Origin of the sequence: Massilia forsythiae (assembly GCF_012849555.1) — a bacterium.
GTDB classification, from domain to species: Bacteria; Pseudomonadota; Gammaproteobacteria; order Burkholderiales; family Burkholderiaceae_D; genus Telluria; species Telluria forsythiae.
This window is the reverse complement of sequence record NZ_CP051685.1, coordinates 5,149,246-5,166,450: the sequence shown is the minus strand read 5'-3', so window position 1 is coordinate 5,166,450 and position 17,205 is coordinate 5,149,246. Positions and strand designations below refer to the sequence as shown.

Annotated in this window: 18 protein-coding genes; 7 read left to right on the top strand and 11 right to left on the bottom strand. The window is 69.3% G+C overall.

The annotated features are described in order from the left end of the window. Positions 1-2 precede the first annotated feature (2 nt). From kdpA to HH212_RS21645, 5 genes are all read right to left on the bottom strand, one after another. Positions 3-1,814 (bottom strand): potassium-transporting ATPase subunit KdpA, encoded by a 1,812-nt coding sequence (kdpA, locus tag HH212_RS21660; RefSeq protein WP_170204393.1) that lies wholly within the window; start codon positions 1,812-1,814, stop codon positions 3-5. Beyond that, positions 1,814-1,903: a potassium-transporting ATPase subunit F gene (locus HH212_RS21655; protein ID WP_170204392.1), complete on the bottom strand. Its 90-nt coding sequence runs from the start codon at positions 1,901-1,903 to the stop codon at positions 1,814-1,816. The genes kdpA and HH212_RS21655 overlap by 1 nt, the downstream gene beginning before the upstream one ends. Further along, entirely contained in the window at positions 1,900-1,992 is a 93-nt protein-coding gene (locus HH212_RS27115) for a potassium ABC transporter ATPase (RefSeq protein WP_211172391.1), read from the bottom strand. Before HH212_RS27115 ends, HH212_RS21655 begins: the two co-directional genes overlap by 4 nt. A gap of 175 nt (positions 1,993-2,167) precedes the next feature. Then, a complete protein-coding gene (locus HH212_RS21650) occupies positions 2,168-2,962 on the bottom strand; it encodes a TorF family putative porin (protein WP_170204391.1) in 795 nt (264 codons plus the stop codon). Positions 2,963-3,140: 178 nt separating this feature from the next. Next, on the bottom strand, positions 3,141-4,304 hold the full coding sequence (locus tag HH212_RS21645) for a tyrosine-type recombinase/integrase (protein ID WP_170204390.1): 1,164 nt from the start codon (positions 4,302-4,304) through the stop codon (positions 3,141-3,143). A 164-nt stretch (positions 4,305-4,468) separates the two neighbouring features. Here HH212_RS21645 and HH212_RS21640 point away from each other — a divergent pair, with 164 nt between their 5' ends. After that, the gene (locus HH212_RS21640) at positions 4,469-4,747 is read left to right on the top strand and encodes a hypothetical protein (RefSeq protein WP_170204389.1); all 279 of its coding nucleotides are present in this window, start codon (positions 4,469-4,471) and stop codon (positions 4,745-4,747) included. 37 nt (positions 4,748-4,784) lie between these two features. Next, positions 4,785-5,150, top strand: coding sequence for a hypothetical protein (locus tag HH212_RS21635; RefSeq protein ID WP_170204388.1), 366 nt, complete (start codon positions 4,785-4,787; stop codon positions 5,148-5,150). Between the two features lies 1 nt (position 5,151). Here the strand turns inward: HH212_RS21635 and HH212_RS21630 are convergent, their stop codons facing one another. From HH212_RS21630 to HH212_RS21615, 4 genes are all read right to left on the bottom strand, one after another. After that, complete coding sequence (locus tag HH212_RS21630) at positions 5,152-5,487, bottom strand: four-helix bundle copper-binding protein (RefSeq protein WP_170204387.1); 336 nt, start codon at positions 5,485-5,487, stop codon at positions 5,152-5,154. 85 nt (positions 5,488-5,572) lie between these two features. After that, positions 5,573-6,919, bottom strand: a complete 1,347-nt coding sequence (locus tag HH212_RS21625; RefSeq protein ID WP_170204386.1) for a Xaa-Pro dipeptidase — start codon at positions 6,917-6,919, stop codon at positions 5,573-5,575. Further along, positions 6,916-7,536, bottom strand: coding sequence for a nicotinamide riboside transporter PnuC (gene pnuC / locus HH212_RS21620; RefSeq protein WP_170204385.1), 621 nt, complete (start codon positions 7,534-7,536; stop codon positions 6,916-6,918). The genes HH212_RS21625 and pnuC overlap by 4 nt, the downstream gene beginning before the upstream one ends. A 237-nt stretch (positions 7,537-7,773) precedes the next feature. Next, positions 7,774-8,271: a pyridoxamine 5'-phosphate oxidase family protein gene (locus HH212_RS21615; protein WP_170204384.1), complete on the bottom strand. Its 498-nt coding sequence runs from the start codon at positions 8,269-8,271 to the stop codon at positions 7,774-7,776. A 395-nt stretch (positions 8,272-8,666) separates the two neighbouring features. On the opposite strand from HH212_RS21615, the gene HH212_RS21610 reads away from it, so the two are divergent. The 5 genes from HH212_RS21610 (at position 8,667) to HH212_RS21590 (ending at position 15,115) form a co-directional block, all read left to right on the top strand. Then, positions 8,667-9,998 (top strand): glycosyltransferase, encoded by a 1,332-nt coding sequence (locus tag HH212_RS21610; RefSeq protein WP_170204383.1) that lies wholly within the window; start codon positions 8,667-8,669, stop codon positions 9,996-9,998. Then, positions 9,998-11,260 (top strand): glycosyltransferase family 4 protein, encoded by a 1,263-nt coding sequence (locus HH212_RS21605; protein WP_170204382.1) that lies wholly within the window; start codon positions 9,998-10,000, stop codon positions 11,258-11,260. The genes HH212_RS21610 and HH212_RS21605 overlap by 1 nt, the downstream gene beginning before the upstream one ends. Before the next feature lie 158 nt (positions 11,261-11,418). Beyond that, positions 11,419-13,047: an L-aspartate oxidase gene (gene nadB, locus HH212_RS21600; protein WP_170204381.1), complete on the top strand. Its 1,629-nt coding sequence runs from the start codon at positions 11,419-11,421 to the stop codon at positions 13,045-13,047. Between the two features lie 186 nt (positions 13,048-13,233). Next, complete coding sequence (locus tag HH212_RS21595) at positions 13,234-14,133, top strand: DMT family transporter (RefSeq protein ID WP_170204380.1); 900 nt, start codon at positions 13,234-13,236, stop codon at positions 14,131-14,133. Positions 14,134-14,218: 85 nt separating this feature from the next. After that, on the top strand, positions 14,219-15,115 hold the full coding sequence (locus HH212_RS21590) for an NAD-dependent protein deacetylase (RefSeq protein ID WP_170205606.1): 897 nt from the start codon (positions 14,219-14,221) through the stop codon (positions 15,113-15,115). A gap of 11 nt (positions 15,116-15,126) precedes the next feature. Here the strand turns inward: HH212_RS21590 and nadC are convergent, their stop codons facing one another. Together nadC and nadA are read right to left on the bottom strand one after the other, a co-directional pair. Continuing rightward, on the bottom strand, positions 15,127-16,014 hold the full coding sequence (nadC, locus tag HH212_RS21585) for a carboxylating nicotinate-nucleotide diphosphorylase (RefSeq protein WP_170204379.1): 888 nt from the start codon (positions 16,012-16,014) through the stop codon (positions 15,127-15,129). Continuing rightward, positions 16,011-17,156, bottom strand: coding sequence for a quinolinate synthase NadA (gene nadA, locus HH212_RS21580; RefSeq protein ID WP_170204378.1), 1,146 nt, complete (start codon positions 17,154-17,156; stop codon positions 16,011-16,013). The genes nadC and nadA overlap by 4 nt, the downstream gene beginning before the upstream one ends. Positions 17,157-17,205 lie beyond the last annotated feature (49 nt).

Genomic DNA, 17,205 nt, shown 5'->3' with positions numbered 1-17,205 from the left:
GTTCAATGGGCAGCCAGCTGCAGGTGTTCGACCACCGGCCCCAGGGCCAGCGCCGGCACGTAGTTCAACACCCCGACCAGCAGCACCACGCCGACCAGCAGCAGCACGAACATCGGACCGTGGGTCGGCATGGTGCCGGCCGTCACCGGCAGGCGCCGCTTGGCGGCCAGCGAACCGGCCACCGCCAGCACCGGCACGATCACGCCGAAGCGCCCCAGCCACATCGCCAGCGCCAGCATCGCGTTGTAGAACGGCGTGTTGGCCGACAGCCCGGCGAAGGCGCTGCCGTTGTTGTTGGCGGCCGAGCTGAACGCGTACAGCACTTCCGAGAAGCCGTGTGCGCCGGGGTTGGCGATGCCGGCGCGGCCGGCCTCGCTCATCAGCGCGACGGCGGTCCCGAGCAGCACCAGCAGCGGCGTCACCAGGATCGCGATCGAGGTCATCTTGATCTCGTAGGCCTGGATCTTCTTGCCCAGGTATTCCGGCGTGCGGCCGATCATCAGCCCGGCGATGAACACCGCCATGATGGCGAATACCAGCATGCCGTACAGGCCCGAGCCGACCCCGCCGAACACCACTTCGCCCAGCTGCATCAGCAGCAGCGGCACCGCGCCCCCCAGCGGGGTGAAGGAATCGTGCATGGCATTCACCGCGCCGCAGGATGCCGCGGTGGTGACGGCGGCGAACAGCGCCGAGGCGTCGATGCCGAAGCGGACTTCCTTGCCTTCCATGTTGCCGCCGGCCTGCAGCGCGCTTGCGCCCTGGTCGACGCCGAGCGCCTGCAGCGCCGGGTGCGCCGCATGCTCGGCGCCCATGACGGCCATTGCGGCAGCGGCGAACATCAGCGTCATCGCGCCCAGCACCGCCCAGCCCTGGCGGCGGTCGCCGACCAGGTGGCCGAAGGCGAAGCACAGCGCGGCCGGGATCAGGAAGATGGCGACCATCTGGGCGAAGTTGGTCAGCGCCGTCGGGTTCTCGTACGGGTGCGCCGAGTTGGCGTTGAAGAAGCCGCCGCCGTTGGTGCCGATCATCTTGATCGCTTCCTGCGAGGCGACCGGGCCCATGGCGATGCTCTGGCTGGTCGCGGTGAGTTCGTCGGCGACCGGCTTGCCGGCGGCATCCAGGACCGGCTGGCCGTCGGCGCCCGTGCGCGGCTGGGTATAGGCCTGCGGTTCGACCAGCTGCGCTTGCCGGTACGCCGAAACATTCTGGATCACGCCCTGCCCCATCAGCAGCACCGAGAACAGCAGCGACAGCGGCAGCAGCACGTACAGCGTGATGCGCACCAGATCGGCCCAGAAGTTGCCGATGGCGTGGGCGGAGCGGCCGGCGAAGCCGCGCACCAGCGCGAACACCACGGCGATGCCGGTGGCCGCCGAAAAGAAGTTCTGGCAGGTCAGCGCCAGCATTTGCGTGGCGTAGCTCATGGTCTGTTCGCCGCTGTAGCCCTGCCAGTTGGTGTTGGCGACGAAGCTGACCGCGGTATTGAAGGCCGAGTCGGGGCTGACATTGGCCAGGCCCTGCGGATTGAACGGCAGCCAGGCTTGCACCCGCTGCAGCGCGTACGCCAGCAGCGTGCCGGCCACGTTAAACGCGAGCAGCGCCAGCGCATAGGCCTGCCAGCCCATGCCGGCGCCGCCGTCGATGCCGGCGGCGCGGTACAGCGCCCGCTCCAGCGGCCGCAGCCAGTTCAGGCCGGGAACGGCGGCGCCGCCCGGGCCGGCCACGTGCGCCAGCAGGCGGCCCAGCGGCCACGCCAGCATCAATACGACCAGCAAAAAGGCTGCCAGCAGCAGCCAGGATGGCGTGCCCATCACAGTTCCTCCGCGTTGAACAGAGCAACCAGCAGGTAGGCGACCAGGGCGCCGGCGGCGAGCGCGCCGGCCAGGTAGATCGGGTTCATTCTTTGTCTCCCAGGCGCGCGCAGCCGGCGGCCATGCCCCACACGAGGGCGAACAGCGCGGCGATCGCGCCGATATAAACGATATCCATGCAATACCTCGAGAAGGTAAATTGAAAAGCGGGGCGGATCGGCGCCGATGGACGGCGCCGATCCGTGTGCGAATGCCATGATTCGAGCTTAGCGGCCCGCCCCTAAAATCGGTGTAAAGAAGCGGCGGGCCGCTGTAAACGCGATGTAAACGCCGCCATGTCGACGCGGCGGCGCTCAGAACACCTTGGCGATGCCGGCCACCAGTGCGCTGCGGCCGGTGAACTTGCCGTTGGCCGGCGAGGCGTAGGCGGCGCGGTCGGCATTCGTGCCGACCAGCGCCAGCGAGACGGTGACGCCGTGGAGGACGTCGGCGCCATCAAAGGCGTGCGCCACGCCGACCTTCCAGTCGGTGTACGAGGCGTTCGCGCTGTGGCGCACCTGTTGGCGCCCGGCGTGCAGGTTCAATGTCCAGCCATTGCCGAGGTCGGGGTTGGCGCCGAGGTCGAGGTAGCCGCTGTAGCGGCTGTCGCGCAGGCCGAACAGGTTGGTGGTGGCGACGGAATATTTTACGGTGGCCGGCCCGGCGCCGACCTGGGCGTACAGCTCCAAGGTATTGGCGTCGGCAAAGCCGGGGACGTCCTTCAGTCCGTTGCCCGGATAGACGTAGCCGAGCACGCCGACGTCGTAGGTGGCATTGGCGCCGAGCGCGCCGCGCTTGCCGGCGTACAGGTCCCACTCGACGTCGCCGCCGCCGCCGGCATCCTTGCTCCAGCGGATGGTGGACAGCCAGGTGCCGGCATATAGGCCACCGGCGGCATCGGTGTAGTCGGCGCCGCCCTGCAGCGCCGGCCGCAGGCGGGTTTGCGAAATGCCGCGGTAGCGGTAGTCCGAGACCAGCGCGGCGTTCCAGGCGATAGTGCCGGCAGAGGGGCCGGTGGCAGCGCCGGTGTCGGTGGGCGCGGCTTCCTGGGCATGCAGCGGCGCCGCGGCCAGCCAGGTGGCGGCCAGCGCAACGATCGTTTTGTTCATGGTGTCCTTGTCGGTTGATGACGATGGCGGGCATGGCTGTCGCGCATGCCGGCGCCGACTCCGCCGCCGGCGCGCTGCGTGGGAGCGCGCCGGCGACGGAAAGGAGTCTAGGACCGGGGCCGTAAATAGGGTCTAAAAAGAACCGGTTTCAAGATAAACGGTTTATTTACACAAGCCGCTACAGGATGCCCCTGCCGCTCGCCGAACCGATGATCTCGTCGTAGCGCTCGTTGTCGGTCTTGTGCAGGTAGGCCGCCGTGGTGGCGATGCTGGCGTGGCCGGCGGTGTCCTGCAGGGTCTTCAACTGCACGCCGTTGTTGGCGTGGTTGGTCAGCATGCTATGGCGCAGCCAGTGCGCCGAGGCGTGGCGCAGCGTGGCGGCGGTGTCGCCGTCGCCCTGGGCGTCGGCGGCCAGCGCGGCGTCGGCGAACACCGCCTTGATCGCTTCCGATGCCGCCTCGTCGGTGATGCGCGCCGGCACCCGGCTGCGGCTGGACAGCACCAGCGGCGTGCGGTCGCTGCGCCCGGCCTGCGGCGGCAGCCCGAAGGCTTCGCGGTAGGTGCGCAGCGCATCGAGCATGTCGGGCGGCACCGGCAGGCGGCGCGGCTTGCTGCCCTTGCCGACCACGTCCAGCCACCAGCGGCCGTTGCCCTCGGTGTAGATCGAACCCATCACCGCACCGACGATCTCGTTCAGGCGCGCGCCGGTATGGGCGAACGCCACCAGCAGGAAGCGGTCGCGCGCGCGCCGGCGCAGCGCCGCCGGCGTCTCGGCCGGGCGCGCCGACACGGTCTGCAGCGCCAGCGCGATCGCGCCTTGCGTCAGGTAGCGCGTGATGCGGCTGCTGGATGGCGCGCGCACGTTGCGCACCAGCGCGCCGGGGTTGCGCCGCAGGTAGCCGGTCTGCTCGGCGAAGCCCAGCAAGCCCTTCACCGCGATCAGCGCCTGGCGCCGGCTGGCGTCCGAGAGCGGACCGGTGAACGGCCGGTAGCGCGGGTCGCTGCGCGGCCACTTGGTGGTCGAGACCCATTCGGGCGGCGGATTGCGCAGGAATTCCTTGTAGCCGTTCAGGTCGGCCAGGTTGAGCTGGGCCAGCGTCTTGTGCGCCTCTTCGCGGCACCAGGTCAGGAAGCGGAACAGCTCCTTCTGGTTGTTCTGGATCGACTTGGCGCTCAGCTCGCCGTGCGCGATGAATTCGCGCGCCAGCTCGATGTCGGTGCCGGCTTCGGTGATCGCATCGTCGGCGACGCGGTACATCTTCACGTGCAGGCGCCCGCTTTCTGCGCTGACGATGGCGTCGGGAGCCGCGGGGCCGAGGTCGATGGGCGTGAAGTCTGGCATGGAAGGAACAAGGAAATGCTGTATCTATGTACAGTATAGCATCTTGCTCCGTGGCCAGTATGGGCGCGTGCGTCGCGGGCGCCGGCCAATCGTGTTTGCAGCCATCCTTGACGTACGGGACAATGAATCCCTGACAACTTACCAATCAGCCGGAAGGAAAGCGCATGAGCATCACGGTCAACAACACCACCCCGGACACCGTCCGCATCACCTTGTTCGGCGAACTGGACGACGGCAGCTTCGCCGCCAAGGTCATGACGGAAACCGACGTGCCGTACACGCCCTATTGGAACAACCAGATCGAGCAGCGCATCGTCTACATCGAACCCGACCAGGAACAATTGAAAACGATCCTGGCCGCCCTCAACGAACGCCGGCTGACGCTGGACCAGTTGCAGGAGGCGGGCAGCGCCGGCGGTGGCACGTCCGAGATCCAGGCGTGAACGCGGCGCAGACCTTCAATCGAACCGGAGAACATACATGAGCACGAACAATGCGAATGCAGACGCCAGCATCGGCCATACCACCAGCGGCGAACAGGGTGCGACGCCGACCCATGAAACCATGGCGGAAACCGGCGGCAGCGGCGGAGAAGCCCTGACCAAGCCGAAGGACGCCGAAAGCGCACCGCGCGCGGCTCCTCAGCCTGGCGCCGGCGGCGAGGGCCGCGACGCATCGCCGGCGCAAGCCGCGCCGGAGGGCGCCGATACGGCCGCCACCGCCATGGGCCGCGGCCACCTGGACACGCGCAGCGACCAGGCCGATCCCGGCTCGACCGGACTGGGCACGCCGGAAACCGGCGCCAACCAGGACGAAGGCGACCTGGCGCCGCCGCGCCGGGACTGAATCAGGCGGCGCCCGCCATGCGCCGGCATTCTTCCGCACAGCGCCGGCAGGCGGCGGCGCAGGCCTGGCAGTGGTCCATGTCGTGCTTGCCGCACTCGTCGGCGCAGGCGGCGCAGACATCCGCGCACAGGCGGCACAGATCATGTGCGGAGTCGCTGCCGCGCGCCATGAAGGCGGCGGCCGTGCGGCAGAGCTGGGCGCAATCCATGTCGAGGGCAATGCAGCGCGCCATCATCTTGACGTCGTCTTCCTGCAGGCAGGCGCTGGAACAGTGGTCGCACGCCGCGGCGCAGGCGTAGCAGGCTTCGATACAGGCTCGGAATCGGTCTTGGGGCATGCTGGGCTCCTGGTTCGCTGAAAACAGCAGCCTAGCATGGCGGTCCGGGATCGCCCGGACGATACCCAGTGGAAAACAACCGCGCTCAGCGCGCGTCCGCGTCCTTGACCACCGTGCCGCCCTTCATGACGAAGCGCACGCGCGTCAGTTCGGCCGGATCGGCCAGCGGATCGCCCCGCACCGCGATCAGGTCGGCGAACTTGCCGGCGCTGACCGAGCCGATGCGGTCCTTCCAGCCGAGCAGGTCGGCGCCGTCGATGGTGGCGGCGCGGATCGCCTGCATCGGCGTCATCCCGTACTGCACCATGTAGCGGAATTGGCGCGCATTGTCGCCGTGCGGGTAGACGCCGGCGTCGGTGCCGAAGGCCATCTTGACGCCGGCCTGCCAGGCCTTGCGGAAGTTGTCGCGCTGGACCTGGCCGACCTTGCGTTCCTTTTCCAGCGACTCCGGCAGCATGCCGACTTTCGCGCCTTCCTGCAGGATGTAGTCGTCGTTGTAGATGTCCATGACGAGATAGGTGCCCTTCTGGCGCGCCAGGCGGATGCCTTCGTCGTCGATCAGGCTGGCGTGCTCGACCGAGTCGACCCCGGCCAGGATGGCATCGCGGATGCTGCTGGCGCCGTGCGCATGGGCGGCCACGCGCCGGCCCAGCTTGTGCGCTTCCTCGACGATCGCCTGCATTTCTTCCAGTGTGTATTGCTGGGCGCCCGCCTCGTCGCCCTTGGACAGCACGCCGCCGGAAGCGCAGATCTTGATGGTGTCGGCGCCGTATTTCGCCATCTCGCGCACCTTGGCGCGCGCTTGCCACGGGCCGTCCGCCACGCCCTGCTCGGCGTAATGAAAATCGTTGGGCAGCAGGTTGTTGTCGCAGTGGCCGCCCTTGATGCCGAGCGCGTAGCCGGCCACGCGCATGCGCGGCCCGGGCAGCTCGCCGGCATCGATGGCGTCGCGCAGGGCCACGTCGCCGAAGCCGCCGGCGCCGACGTTGCGCACCGTGGTGAAGCCGGCCGCCAGCGTCACTTGCGCCGCGTGCGCGCCGTACATGGCGGCGCGGATGTCGGACACGCCCAGCGACTGGTAGCCGTGCAGCGTGGGGTCGCCGGTCAGGTGCACGTGGGCGTCGACCAGCCCCGGCAGCACGGTGGCGCCGGACAGGTCGACGATGCGGGCGCCGGCCGGAACGACGGCGCCGGCGGCCGGGCCGACCGACAGGATGCGCTCGCCGCTGACCAGGATGACCTGGTCGGCCAGCACCTTGCCGGCGACCACGTCGACCAGGCGGCCGGCGCGGATGGCGGTGACGGCCTGGGCGGACGGCTGCGCGAGCGCCGGCGGCGTGCCGCCCTGAGCGGCGGCGCCGGCGTCGATGGACGAGATGGACGCGGCGGCGCCCAGCGCGGCCAGCACGGCCGCGCGCAATCGGAAGTTCATGAGGACAGTCTTTCGGTGGACGAGGAAGGGACGACGGCAGCGGCCGCGCTGGCGGCTGCTGCAGCGCGCGCCAGCCGGCGCCAGTTGCGCCAGGAAACGATGGCATTGACCCAGAAGCCGGCGTACAGCACGCTGGTCAGCACCAGTCCACGGCTGGCGTACAGCGGCACGGCGATGGTATTGACCAGCACCCAGAAGGACCAGTTCTCGACGCGGCGCTGCATCATCAGCACCTGGCCGATGATGGAGAAGACGAGCACGGTCGAATCCGGGAACGGTGCGTAGGCGTCGGTGGTGGCGTGCAGTAGCGTGCCGTAGGCCAGCGTGGCAGCGATGCCGGCGCCGGCGGTCCAGCCCAGCGTGGAGCGCGTCGCATGGGTGATCGGCAGCGGCTCGCCGTGGGCGCCGCGCAGCCATTTCCACCAGCCATACACGCTGGTGAGGACGAAGAATACCTGCAGCGTGACGTCGGCGTACAGGTGGTTTTGCAGGTACAGGGCGCCGAACAGGGTGCAGCCGACGATGCCGGTCCACCAGGTGTAGACGTTGTTGCGGCCGGCCAGCACGATGGCGGCCGCGGTGAAGGCGTTGGCGGCCAGTTCCAATGCGGAGATCATGCCTTGCCCTGCGTGCGCTGCGCCATTGCGGCTCCTGTCGAGAGAAGCGCGTACTGTACGCCACAAGCTGTGTTTATTGCAAGGTGGAACGACCGGATGCGTTGGGGCCGGATGAACGCGTGGACGGCGAAGCCGCCTCGCCGGCCACGTCCACCCTACGGACCGATGCAGACATCAGGATCGGTGCAGCAATACTACCGCCCTCCGTGGAGGGCGAATCCGGCGTTGCCGCCGCGATTACAGCATCACGGTCTTGTGGTCGCTGTCCAGGTCCGGCTTGTCGCCGGTGATGGCGGCCTTGGCCATGGCGAACAGCTGCACCATCTTGCTGTCGTGGGTGTCCCAGTACTCGGCCGAGTGCGGGTCGACGCGGATCAGTACGGCGTGCTCGTCGTCCGGGCCGGCCGGGAACCAGGCCTGGGCGCCGGCATTCCACATGGCGCGGATTTTCTCGCGGTCGACCACGCGCTCGGCGGTGCCGCTGATCGACACGTACAGGCTGTCGTCCGGCTCCGAGAACGCCAGGTTGACCAGCGGACGCGGACCGATGCAGTTCCACAGGCCGGTCTGGGTCGAGGTGAAGAACCAGATGCCGCCCTGGTCGTCGACCTTTTCCTTGGTCATCGGCTGGCTGAGCAGGTGGCCGTGCTGGTCTTGCCAGACGAACATCGGGAAGCGAACGTCGCTGATCTTGGATGCCATTTCGGCGATGTTGCTGCTGTCGTGCGTGGTCATATGCGTATCCTCATGGTTCTTGATTCATCAAAGAACCCCCATTCTGGACGCGATCGGCCAGCGCTTCCGTGCGGCGGCGAACCATGTACAAAATGATACGGCTTGTACGTGGCGCGGATCGCTGTCCGGCGACGCCAAGGCGTCGGCGACACAGGTTTTGCGTCGATTGCGCCTCTATCCAGGCAGTTTTTGAGACCAGTCAACGGCGCTGGAGAGCGAAAAAAACCCGCCTTTGCAGCGCAATATAATGGCTTCCATGCGCTGGAAACCATTCCGCGCGCCCTTCCGACCCGAGCATGGAGCAGCCCGACATGATCCGCCACCACCGCCATGCGCCTTCCGCCACGTTTCCAGCACGCGCATGCCGGCATTGGGCACGGACCCATGGATGAAGCATGGGCGCCAAGGATTCCGCCGGCGTCGCGCCGCCCTTTCCGGATGACCCCTCGCCCTCCGGCGAGCAACCCGGCGTGCAACCCGCGTCGCGGCTCATCGTGCACCTGGTCGACACGTTCGACGGTGCGCATCGCGAAAACGGCCTGCTCGAGCTGATCCGCCACCTGCCGCGCGAGCGCTACCGCCACGCCGTCGTCTGCCTGCACGAGCGCGGCGGCGACCAGGCCGGGGCGCTGACGCAAGGCGTCGAGATCGTCAACCTGCACAAGGGCGAAGGCCGCGATCCGCTGCATTACCTGCGCATGTTCCGCGCCCTGCGGCGGCTGCGCCCCGACCTGGTCCACACGCGCAACCGCGCCGGCCTGCTGGCCCAGGTGGTGGCGGCCCTGGCCGGGGTGCCGCTGCGGGTGCACGCCGAACACCGGCGTGCCCTGCACGACAGCGGCGGCCGCCTGGGGGCACGCCTGCTGCGCAAGCTGCTGTATCCGCTGATCGACCACGTCATCGCCGTCAGCTGCGACCTGGAACAGTGGCTGGTCGACTCGGTCGGCGCCGAGCCGGCGCGCGTCTCGCAGATCGCCAACGGCGTCGACAGCGTGCAGTTCCACCCGCGCCTGGGGCCGGCGGCCGCGGTCGGCCCGCCCGGCTTCATGCAGGACAACGTGTTCGTGATCGGCTGCGTGGGCGCCATGGACGAGCACGGCGGCCATGCGACCCTGGTCGAGGCATTCCTGCGGCTGATCGCCTCTCCCCACCCCGCGCATGCGCGCCTGCGCCTGCTGATCGCCGGCGAGGGGCCGGAGCGCGCCGAATGCCAGGCGCTGCTGAACCGCGCCGGCGCCGCCCAGCGCGCCTGGCTGCCGGGCGCGCGCGCCGACACCGCCCAGCTGCTGCGGGCGATGGACCTGTTCGTGCTGCCCGCGCCCGCCGAGGACCGCGCCAACGCCATCCTGGAAGCGATGGCGAGCGGCTTGCCGGTGGTGGCCAACGCGGTCGGCGGGAATACGGAACTGGTGCATCCGGGCTTCACCGGCATCCTGGTGCCGCCGCTACAGCCGGAACTGCTGGCCGCCGCCATCGCCGACTATTGCCGCATCCCCGAGATGGCGCTGCGCCACGGCGCGCGCGCGCGCAGCCAGGTGATCGCGCGCCACAGCATCCCGGCCATGGCGCGCGACTACCTCGCCATCTACGACAACCTGACCGACAGCCTGGCCGGATCGCCGGATGCCGCCCCGGCCCACGGCAGCGCCGGGCAGGCCGGCAGGATGGCCGGCCTCGGCCCGTCCGGCGCCGGCGGCGCTGGCGGCGCGGCCGGGCGGGAGCCTTGATGCGCGTGCTGCACCTGCTCGATGCGGCCGTGCTGCGCCCGACCGATTACCGCAGCCGCACGCTGGCGCTGATCGAGCAGCTGCGCGCCCAAGGCGTGCAGACCGTGCACCTGGCGGCGCCCTGCCTTGCCGTGCCCAGCCTTTCTGCCCTGCCGGGTCTTTCTGCTGTCTGCGCCGACGCCACGCCGCACGGCGCCGCGCCGGCGCCGCATCCAGGCCGGTGCGATGCCAACCTACCCGACCCCGGCTGGCACATCTACCGCACCGCCGCACCGGCCTGGCTGCCTGCCGCCGTGCTGCAACGCCTGCCCGCGCGCCATGCGCCGGCGCTGTCGCGGGCGGCGGCGATGGCGGCGTTCGCCCTGCGCGTGCGCCGGGTGGCGCGCCTGACCCGGCCCGACCTGATCCACGTGCATGCCGGGCACGGGACGGCGATGGCGGCATTCCCGGCGCTGTGCGGCGCCCGCCTGCCGGCGGTGGCGGAAGCCGGGCGCCGCGCCGCCGACCGCACGCTGCCGTCCTGGGAACGCTGGGCGCTGGAGCGCGCCGGCGCCCTGGCGGCGTCCAGCGCCGAATTACGCGCGGCTCTGCGCGGCGCCGGCCTCGGCGGACGGCGCATCCGGGTGATTCCGCCGGCCGCCGAATTCGCGGGCACCCCGCGCCGCGATCCCGCGCCGCCCGGCCTGGCGGACGCGCCGCTGCTGGCCCATGCGGGCGGCCTCGAACGCGAGGCCGGCATCGACCTGCTGCTGGCGGTGCTGCCGGCGCTGCGGCGCCGTCATCCCGCGCTGCGCGTGGTGGTGGCCGGCGGCGGCGCGCGCGAGGACGAACTCGCCCGGCGCATCGGCGCGTCCGCCATGCGCGGCCGCGTGGCAGTCACCGGCGCCATGCCGTCGCGCCGGGTGGCGGACCTGCTGCCGCGCGCGGACATCGCGGTGTTTCCGGCGCTGTGCAGCGCGTCCACGCCGGTGGCGTCGCGCCATCTGCTCAATGCCATGGCGCAGGGCTGCGCCATCGTCGCTTCCGACATCGCCTGCCACCGCGAACTGCTGGTGCACGGCCACAGCGCCATGCTGTTTCGTGCCGGCAGCCGGCATGCGCTGGCGGAGACGCTGGCGCGGCTGCTGGCCCGGCCCGCACTGTTGCCGGCGCTGGGGCAAGCCGCCGCGGCCCAGGCGGCGGCGCAGCACAGCTGGCCGGCGACCGCCGCGCGCTACCGGCGTTTGTACCAGGACGTGCTGGCGCAGGCGCGGCGAGGCTGAGCGCATCCGGCACCGGCGGGACGCGGTCGCGGCGGCGGGGGCGTCCGTCCGCTCGTGGACAGGCACCGCAGGCCCTGCCCCGTGCGCAGCCGATCGGCCGGGCATTCGCACGGCAAATGCTCTATAGTGATGCCTCCTTATAAAACCACTAGACTGCGATGAAATTTGACGTAGCAATCGTCGGCAGCGGCCTGGCCGGCCTGTCGGTCGCCCTGCATCTGGCGCAAACGCGCAAGGTCGCCATCGTTTCCAAGCGTGAACTGCTGGATGGCGCGAGCAACTGGGCGCAGGGCGGCATCGCCGCCGTGCTCGACTCCGGAGACAGCCACGACCAGCATATCGCCGACACCCTGGTCGCCGGCGCCGGCCTGTGCGACGAAGCGGCCACCCGCTACATCGTCGAGCACGGGCGCGAATCGATCGAATGGCTGATCGAGCAAGGCGTGCCGTTCACCCGCGACGAGAGCGCGGAACTCGGCTTCCACCTGACCCGCGAGGGCGGCCACAGCCAGCGCCGCATCATCCACGCCGCCGACGCCACCGGGCACGCGGTGCAGGTCACGCTGGAACAGAAGGTGCGCGCGCACCCGAACATCACGCTGTTCGAGCACCATTGCGCCATCGACGTGATCACCTCGGACAAGCTGACCCCGGCCGGCGTGCATGGCGGCGCGCCCAGCCTGGTCGGCCAGCCGCGCTGCCACGGCCTGTACGTGCAGGACGAACGGAGCGGCGCGGTACTGACCTTCCAGGCCGAGCACACCGTGCTGGCCACCGGCGGCGCCGGCAAGGTCTACCTGTACACCACCAATCCCGACACCGCCACCGGCGACGGCATCGCCATGGCCTGGCGCGCCGGCTGCCGCGTGTCGAACATGGAATTCATCCAGTTCCATCCGACCTGCCTGTACCACCCGTACGCCAAGTCCTTCCTGATCAGCGAGGCGGTGCGCGGCGAAGGCGGCCTCTTGATCTTGCCGCCGGAAGCCGGCGCCGCCGCCGGCACCCGCTTCATGCCGGCCCATGACGAGCGCGGCGAACTGGCACCGCGCGACGTGGTCGCGCGTGCCATCGACTTCGAGATGAAGAAGCGTGGCCTCGACTACGTGCACCTGGACATCTCGCACCAGTCGCCCGAATTCATCCAGGAACATTTCCCCACCATTTACGCACGCTGCCTGGAGCTGGGCATCGACATCACGCAACAGCCGATCCCGGTGGTGCCGGCTGTCCACTTCACGTGCGGCGGCGTGGTGACCGACCTGGTCGGCCGCACCGACATCCCCGGCCTGTACGCGGTCGGCGAGACCGCGTACACGGGCCTGCACGGCGCCAACCGCCTGGCCAGCAATTCCCTGCTGGAATGCCTGGTGGTCGGGCGCGCCTGCGCGCGCCACATCGCCGCCGCGCAGCCGCTGGAATCGCCGCAGCTGCCGCCGTGGGACGAAAGCCGCGTTACCAATGCCGACGAGGAAGTGGTCATCGCCCACAACTGGGACGAGCTGCGCCGCTTCATGTGGAACTACGTCGGCATCGTGCGCACCACCAAGCGCCTGGAACGCGCCCAGCACCGCATCAAGCTGCTGAAGGAAGAGATCGACGAGTACTACCGCAACTTCCGCGTGACCAGCGACCTGCTCGAGCTGCGCAACCTGGTCGAGGTGGCGGAACTGATCGTGGCCGCCGCCCTGTCGCGCCGCGAAAGCCGCGGCCTGCACTATTCGCGCGACTACCCGGATACGCTGCCGAAGGCGCTGCCGAGCGTACTGACGCCGCGCCGGCGCTAGCCTGCTGCTGTTGGTTCGCCGAAACAAATGCAGCCGTCGTCCCCGCGCAGGCGGGGACCCATACCGAGCTCAACGAAGCCGCAATGCCGGCATAGCGATTTCAGTTGCTATGTATGGGTTCCCGCCTTCGCGGGGACGACGGTTTACTCACGCCGCGTCTCATATGGCAAGCTGGCTTGCAGCGCAATGAACCAGAAACTCACCCCCTCCACCATCCTCCTGCTGACCATCCCGCCCCTGCTGTGGGCCGGCAACGCCATCGTCGGGCGCCTGGTGCGTGCGGCGGTGCCGCCGATGACGCTGAACCTGCTGCGCTGGAGCATCGCCCTGGCGGTGTTGCTGCCGCTCGGGCGCGCCGCACTGCGCCACGGCAGCGGCGCGCTGGCCAACTGGCGCCGCTATGCGCTGCTGGGCCTGCTCGGCATCGGCACCTACAACTCGCTGCAATACCTGGCGCTGCAAAGCTCGACGCCGATCAACGCCACCCTGGTGGCGTCCGGCATGCCGGTGTGGATGATGCTGGTCGGCCGCCTGTTCTTCGGGGTGGCGGTGCGGCCGCGCCAGGTAGCCGGCGCGCTGTTGTCGATCCTGGGCGTGCTGGTGGTGCTGAGTCGCGGCGATGCGGCGCAGCTGCTGGGCCTGCGCCTGGTGACCGGCGACCTGTACATGATCCTGGCGACGATCGCCTGGTCGTTCTACAGCTGGATGCTGCTGCAGCCTCGGGAAGCCCCGCCCCTGCGCGCCGACTGGGCGGCGTTCCTGCTGGTCCAGGTCGGCTACGGCCTGCTGTGGTCGAGCGCGTTCACCGGCGTGGAATGGTCGCTGGGCGCGCCGGCGATCGCCTGGAGTCCGCAGGTGGTGTTGGCGCTGCTGTTCGTGGGCATCGGCCCGGCGGTGGTCGCGTATGCGCTATGGGGCGCGGGTATCCGCCGCGCCGGTCCCGGCATCGGCGCCTTTTTCGTCAACCTGACGCCGCTGTTCGCCGCCCTGCTGTCGTCCTGGTTCCTGGGCGAAGCGCCGCACGGGTACCACGCGCTGGCGTTCCTGTTGATCGTCGGCGGGATCGTGGTGTCGGCGCGACGCTGAGCCGGCATATCACAGGAATGGCAGCAGGAAACGTGTGTCCTTCGCGACATACGGGATGTTACGATCCCATGCGAAGGAGATCATGATGGCTGAAGCATTCACGGCGCACGACCACGCAGCGGCAATCGCCGCATTCCTCGACCGCCACCCGCGTACGCTGGTGCTGACCGGCGCCGGACTCTCGACCGCGTCCGGCATTCCGGACTACCGCGACCGCGACGGCACCCGGCGCGGCCGCCCGCCGATCCAGGGGCCGGATTTCCGCAAGTCCGAATTCGTCCAGCGCCGCTACTGGGCGCGCAGCATGATCGGCTGGCCGGTGCTGGCCAGGTCGCGGCCGAACGCCGGCCACGTCGCCATCGCCGGGCTGGAAGCGATCGGCCGCATCGGCTCGGTGCTGACCCAGAATGTGGACGGCCTGCACGGCCAGGCCGGCAGCCATGGCGTGCTCGAACTGCACGGCAATATCCACACGGTGGTGTGCCTGGACTGCGCGGCCCTGTTCCCGCGCGCCTTCGTGCAGGGGCAATTGACCGACGCGAATCCGCACATGCTGGGCGCCGACGCCACGCCGCTGCCCGACGGCGACGCCTCGGTCGAGCCGGCGGAGCTGGCGGCATTCAAGCTGCCGCGCTGCGTGTGCTGCGGCGGCACGCTGATGCCGAACGTGGTGTTCTTCGGCGATAACGTGCCGGCCGCGCGCACCGCCACCGCGCTGGATCAGATGGAACGCGCCGATGCGTTATTGGTGGTGGGCTCGTCGCTGATGGTGTACTCGGGCTTTCGCTTTTGCCGCATGGCGCGGGCGGCCGGCAAGCCGATCGCGGTGATCAACCTCGGGCGCACGCGCGCCGACGACATCCTCGACATCAAGATCGAGGATGCCAGCGAGCGGGTGTTGCCGCTGGCGTTGCAGATGCTGCGCGAGCGGCATGGAAACGGTCACGCGCCGTTCATCGAACTCGACGGCGGGACCTTGTAACCGATGCAGTCTCAGCCGACAATCCGCAGCGAATAATCGGTCGCCCGGATATCCTTGGTCAGGCTGCCGATCGAGATGCGGTCGACGCCGGTCTCGGCGATGGCGCGCACGGTGTGCAGGTTGATGCCGCCGGACGCTTCCAGCAACGCGCGCCCGGCGTTGATGCGCACCGCCTCGGCCATCATGCCGAGGTCGAAGTTGTCGAGCAGGACCGACACGGCGCCGGCGCCCAGCGCTTCCTCCATTTCGGCGATCGATTCGACCTCGATCTGGATCGACACCTTGGCATCGACCGCCTGCGCCGCGCGCAGGGCCGCAGTGATGCCGCCGGCCGCTGCGATGTGGTTTTCCTTGATCAGGATGCCGTCATACAGCGCCATGCGCTGGTTGGCGCCGCCGCCCACGCGCACCGCGTACTTCTGCGCCTGGCGCAGCCCCGGCAGGGTCTTGCGCGTGTCCAGGATGCGCGCGCGCGTGCCCTCGACCACGTCGACGTAGACGCGGGTAGCCGAGGCCACGCCCGACAGCAGCTGCAGGAAATTCAGCGCCGAACGCTCGGCGGTGAGCAGCGAACGCGGCGAGCCTTCGATGGTGCAGACCACGCTGTCGGCCGCCATCGGGTCGCCCTCGGCATAGTTCCAGGCGATCTCGGTGTCGTGGTCGACCGCCAGCATGATGCCCTCGAACCAGGGCGCGCCGCACAGCACCGCTTCTTCGCGCACGATCACGCGGGCGCGTGCGCGCGGCTGCTCGGGCACCAGATTGCCGGTCAGATCGCCGCTGCCGACATCTTCCAGCAGCGCTGCCAGCAGGTTCTGCTCGAAGGCGGCCTGCAGCTTTTCATCGAACTGGCCGGCTTCGGCGAAGGGATTGCGCAGCGTCGTGTTCTGGTTGCTCATGCCGGGCCCACTCCATTGAACAAGGTGCTTTCCTGTTCCAGCGCGCCGCTCGGCAGCGCCCTGGCCTTTTTCGCGGCCGCGAAATCGAGCATGCGGTCGATGGCGCGTTTAGCCTGGCGGCCGGTTTCCGGGTCGACGAAGATCTCGTTGCTGCGTGACGTCTTGCCTTCCAGTACGTCGGCCAGGTTCTGCAGGCCGTTCATCGCCATCCACGGGCAATGCGCGCAGCTCTTGCAGGTGGCGCTGTTGCCCGCGGTGGGCGCCTCGATCAGCGTCTTGCCCGGCGCCGCCAGGCGCATCTTGTGCAGGATGCCATTGTCGGTGGCGACGATGAAATGGGTGGCGTCCATGGTCTGGGCCGCGTTGATCAGTTGCGTGGTCGAGCCGACCACATCGGCCTGCTCGACCACGTTGGCTGGCGATTCCGGGTGCACCAGCACCTTTGCGTCCGGATACTCGGCGCGCAGCAGGTCCAGTTCGATGCCCTTGAACTCGTCGTGCACCAGGCACGAACCCTGCCACAGCAGCATGTCGGCCCCGGTCTGCTTCTGGATGTACGATCCCAAATGGCGGTCCGGCGCCCACAAGATCTTCTTGCCCTGCTCGTGCAGCGACTTGACGATGTCCAGGCCGATCGACGAGGTCACCATCCAGTCGGCGCGCGCCTTGACCGCCGCGCTGGTATTCGCGTACACCACCACCGTGCGGTCCGGATGCTGGTCGCAGAAGGCCGCGAACTCGGCCTCCGGGCAACCGAGATCGAGCGAGCAGGTCGCGTCCAGGTCCGGCATCAGGATGGTCTTTTCCGGGCTCAGGATCTTGGCGGTCTCGCCCATGAAGCGCACGCCGGCCACCACCAGGGTCCGGGCCGGGTGGTCGCGGCCGAAGCGCGCCATCTCCAGCGAATCCGAGACGCAGCCGCCGGTTTCCTCGGCCAGGTCCTGCAGGTCGGCGTCGACGTAGTAATGTGCGACCAGTACCGCCTCGCGCTCCTTCAGCAGGCGGCGGATGCGGTCCTTCAAGGCCGCTTTTTCCGCCAGTTCCAGCGGCGATGGCGTGCGCGCCCAGGCTTCGGCGGTCGCGCAGACGCCGCCGACCGGGCGGTCGTATTCGAAAGTCTTGATGGGGGCAATCGTGTTCATGGCAAGGTCATCGCGATGAGTTGGGCGGGTGCGCATGTGGGGGCGCGCT

Bases quoted from the DNA above. Each gene is read 5' to 3' on its own strand.
- kdpA (WP_170204393.1), bottom strand. From the start codon at position 1,814: ATGGGCACGCCATCCTGGCTGCTGCTGGCAGCCTTTTTGCTGGTCGTA.
- HH212_RS21655 (WP_170204392.1), bottom strand. From the start codon at position 1,903: ATGAACCCGATCTACCTGGCCGGCGCGCTCGCCGCCGGCGCCCTGGTC.
- HH212_RS27115 (WP_211172391.1), bottom strand. From the start codon at position 1,992: ATGGATATCGTTTATATCGGCGCGATCGCCGCGCTGTTCGCCCTCGTG.
- HH212_RS21650 (WP_170204391.1), bottom strand. From the start codon at position 2,962: ATGAACAAAACGATCGTTGCGCTGGCCGCCACCTGGCTGGCCGCGGCG.
- HH212_RS21645 (WP_170204390.1), bottom strand. From the start codon at position 4,304: ATGCCAGACTTCACGCCCATCGACCTCGGCCCCGCGGCTCCCGACGCC.
- HH212_RS21640 (WP_170204389.1), top strand. From the start codon at position 4,469: ATGAGCATCACGGTCAACAACACCACCCCGGACACCGTCCGCATCACC.
- HH212_RS21635 (WP_170204388.1), top strand. From the start codon at position 4,785: ATGAGCACGAACAATGCGAATGCAGACGCCAGCATCGGCCATACCACC.
- HH212_RS21630 (WP_170204387.1), bottom strand. From the start codon at position 5,487: ATGCCCCAAGACCGATTCCGAGCCTGTATCGAAGCCTGCTACGCCTGC.
- HH212_RS21625 (WP_170204386.1), bottom strand. From the start codon at position 6,919: ATGAACTTCCGATTGCGCGCGGCCGTGCTGGCCGCGCTGGGCGCCGCC.
- pnuC (WP_170204385.1), bottom strand. From the start codon at position 7,536: ATGATCTCCGCATTGGAACTGGCCGCCAACGCCTTCACCGCGGCCGCC.
- HH212_RS21615 (WP_170204384.1), bottom strand. From the start codon at position 8,271: ATGACCACGCACGACAGCAGCAACATCGCCGAAATGGCATCCAAGATC.
- HH212_RS21610 (WP_170204383.1), top strand. From the start codon at position 8,667: ATGGGCGCCAAGGATTCCGCCGGCGTCGCGCCGCCCTTTCCGGATGAC.
- HH212_RS21605 (WP_170204382.1), top strand. From the start codon at position 9,998: ATGCGCGTGCTGCACCTGCTCGATGCGGCCGTGCTGCGCCCGACCGAT.
- nadB (WP_170204381.1), top strand. From the start codon at position 11,419: ATGAAATTTGACGTAGCAATCGTCGGCAGCGGCCTGGCCGGCCTGTCG.
- HH212_RS21595 (WP_170204380.1), top strand. From the start codon at position 13,234: ATGAACCAGAAACTCACCCCCTCCACCATCCTCCTGCTGACCATCCCG.
- HH212_RS21590 (WP_170205606.1), top strand. From the start codon at position 14,219: ATGGCTGAAGCATTCACGGCGCACGACCACGCAGCGGCAATCGCCGCA.
- nadC (WP_170204379.1), bottom strand. From the start codon at position 16,014: ATGAGCAACCAGAACACGACGCTGCGCAATCCCTTCGCCGAAGCCGGC.
- nadA (WP_170204378.1), bottom strand. From the start codon at position 17,156: ATGAACACGATTGCCCCCATCAAGACTTTCGAATACGACCGCCCGGTC.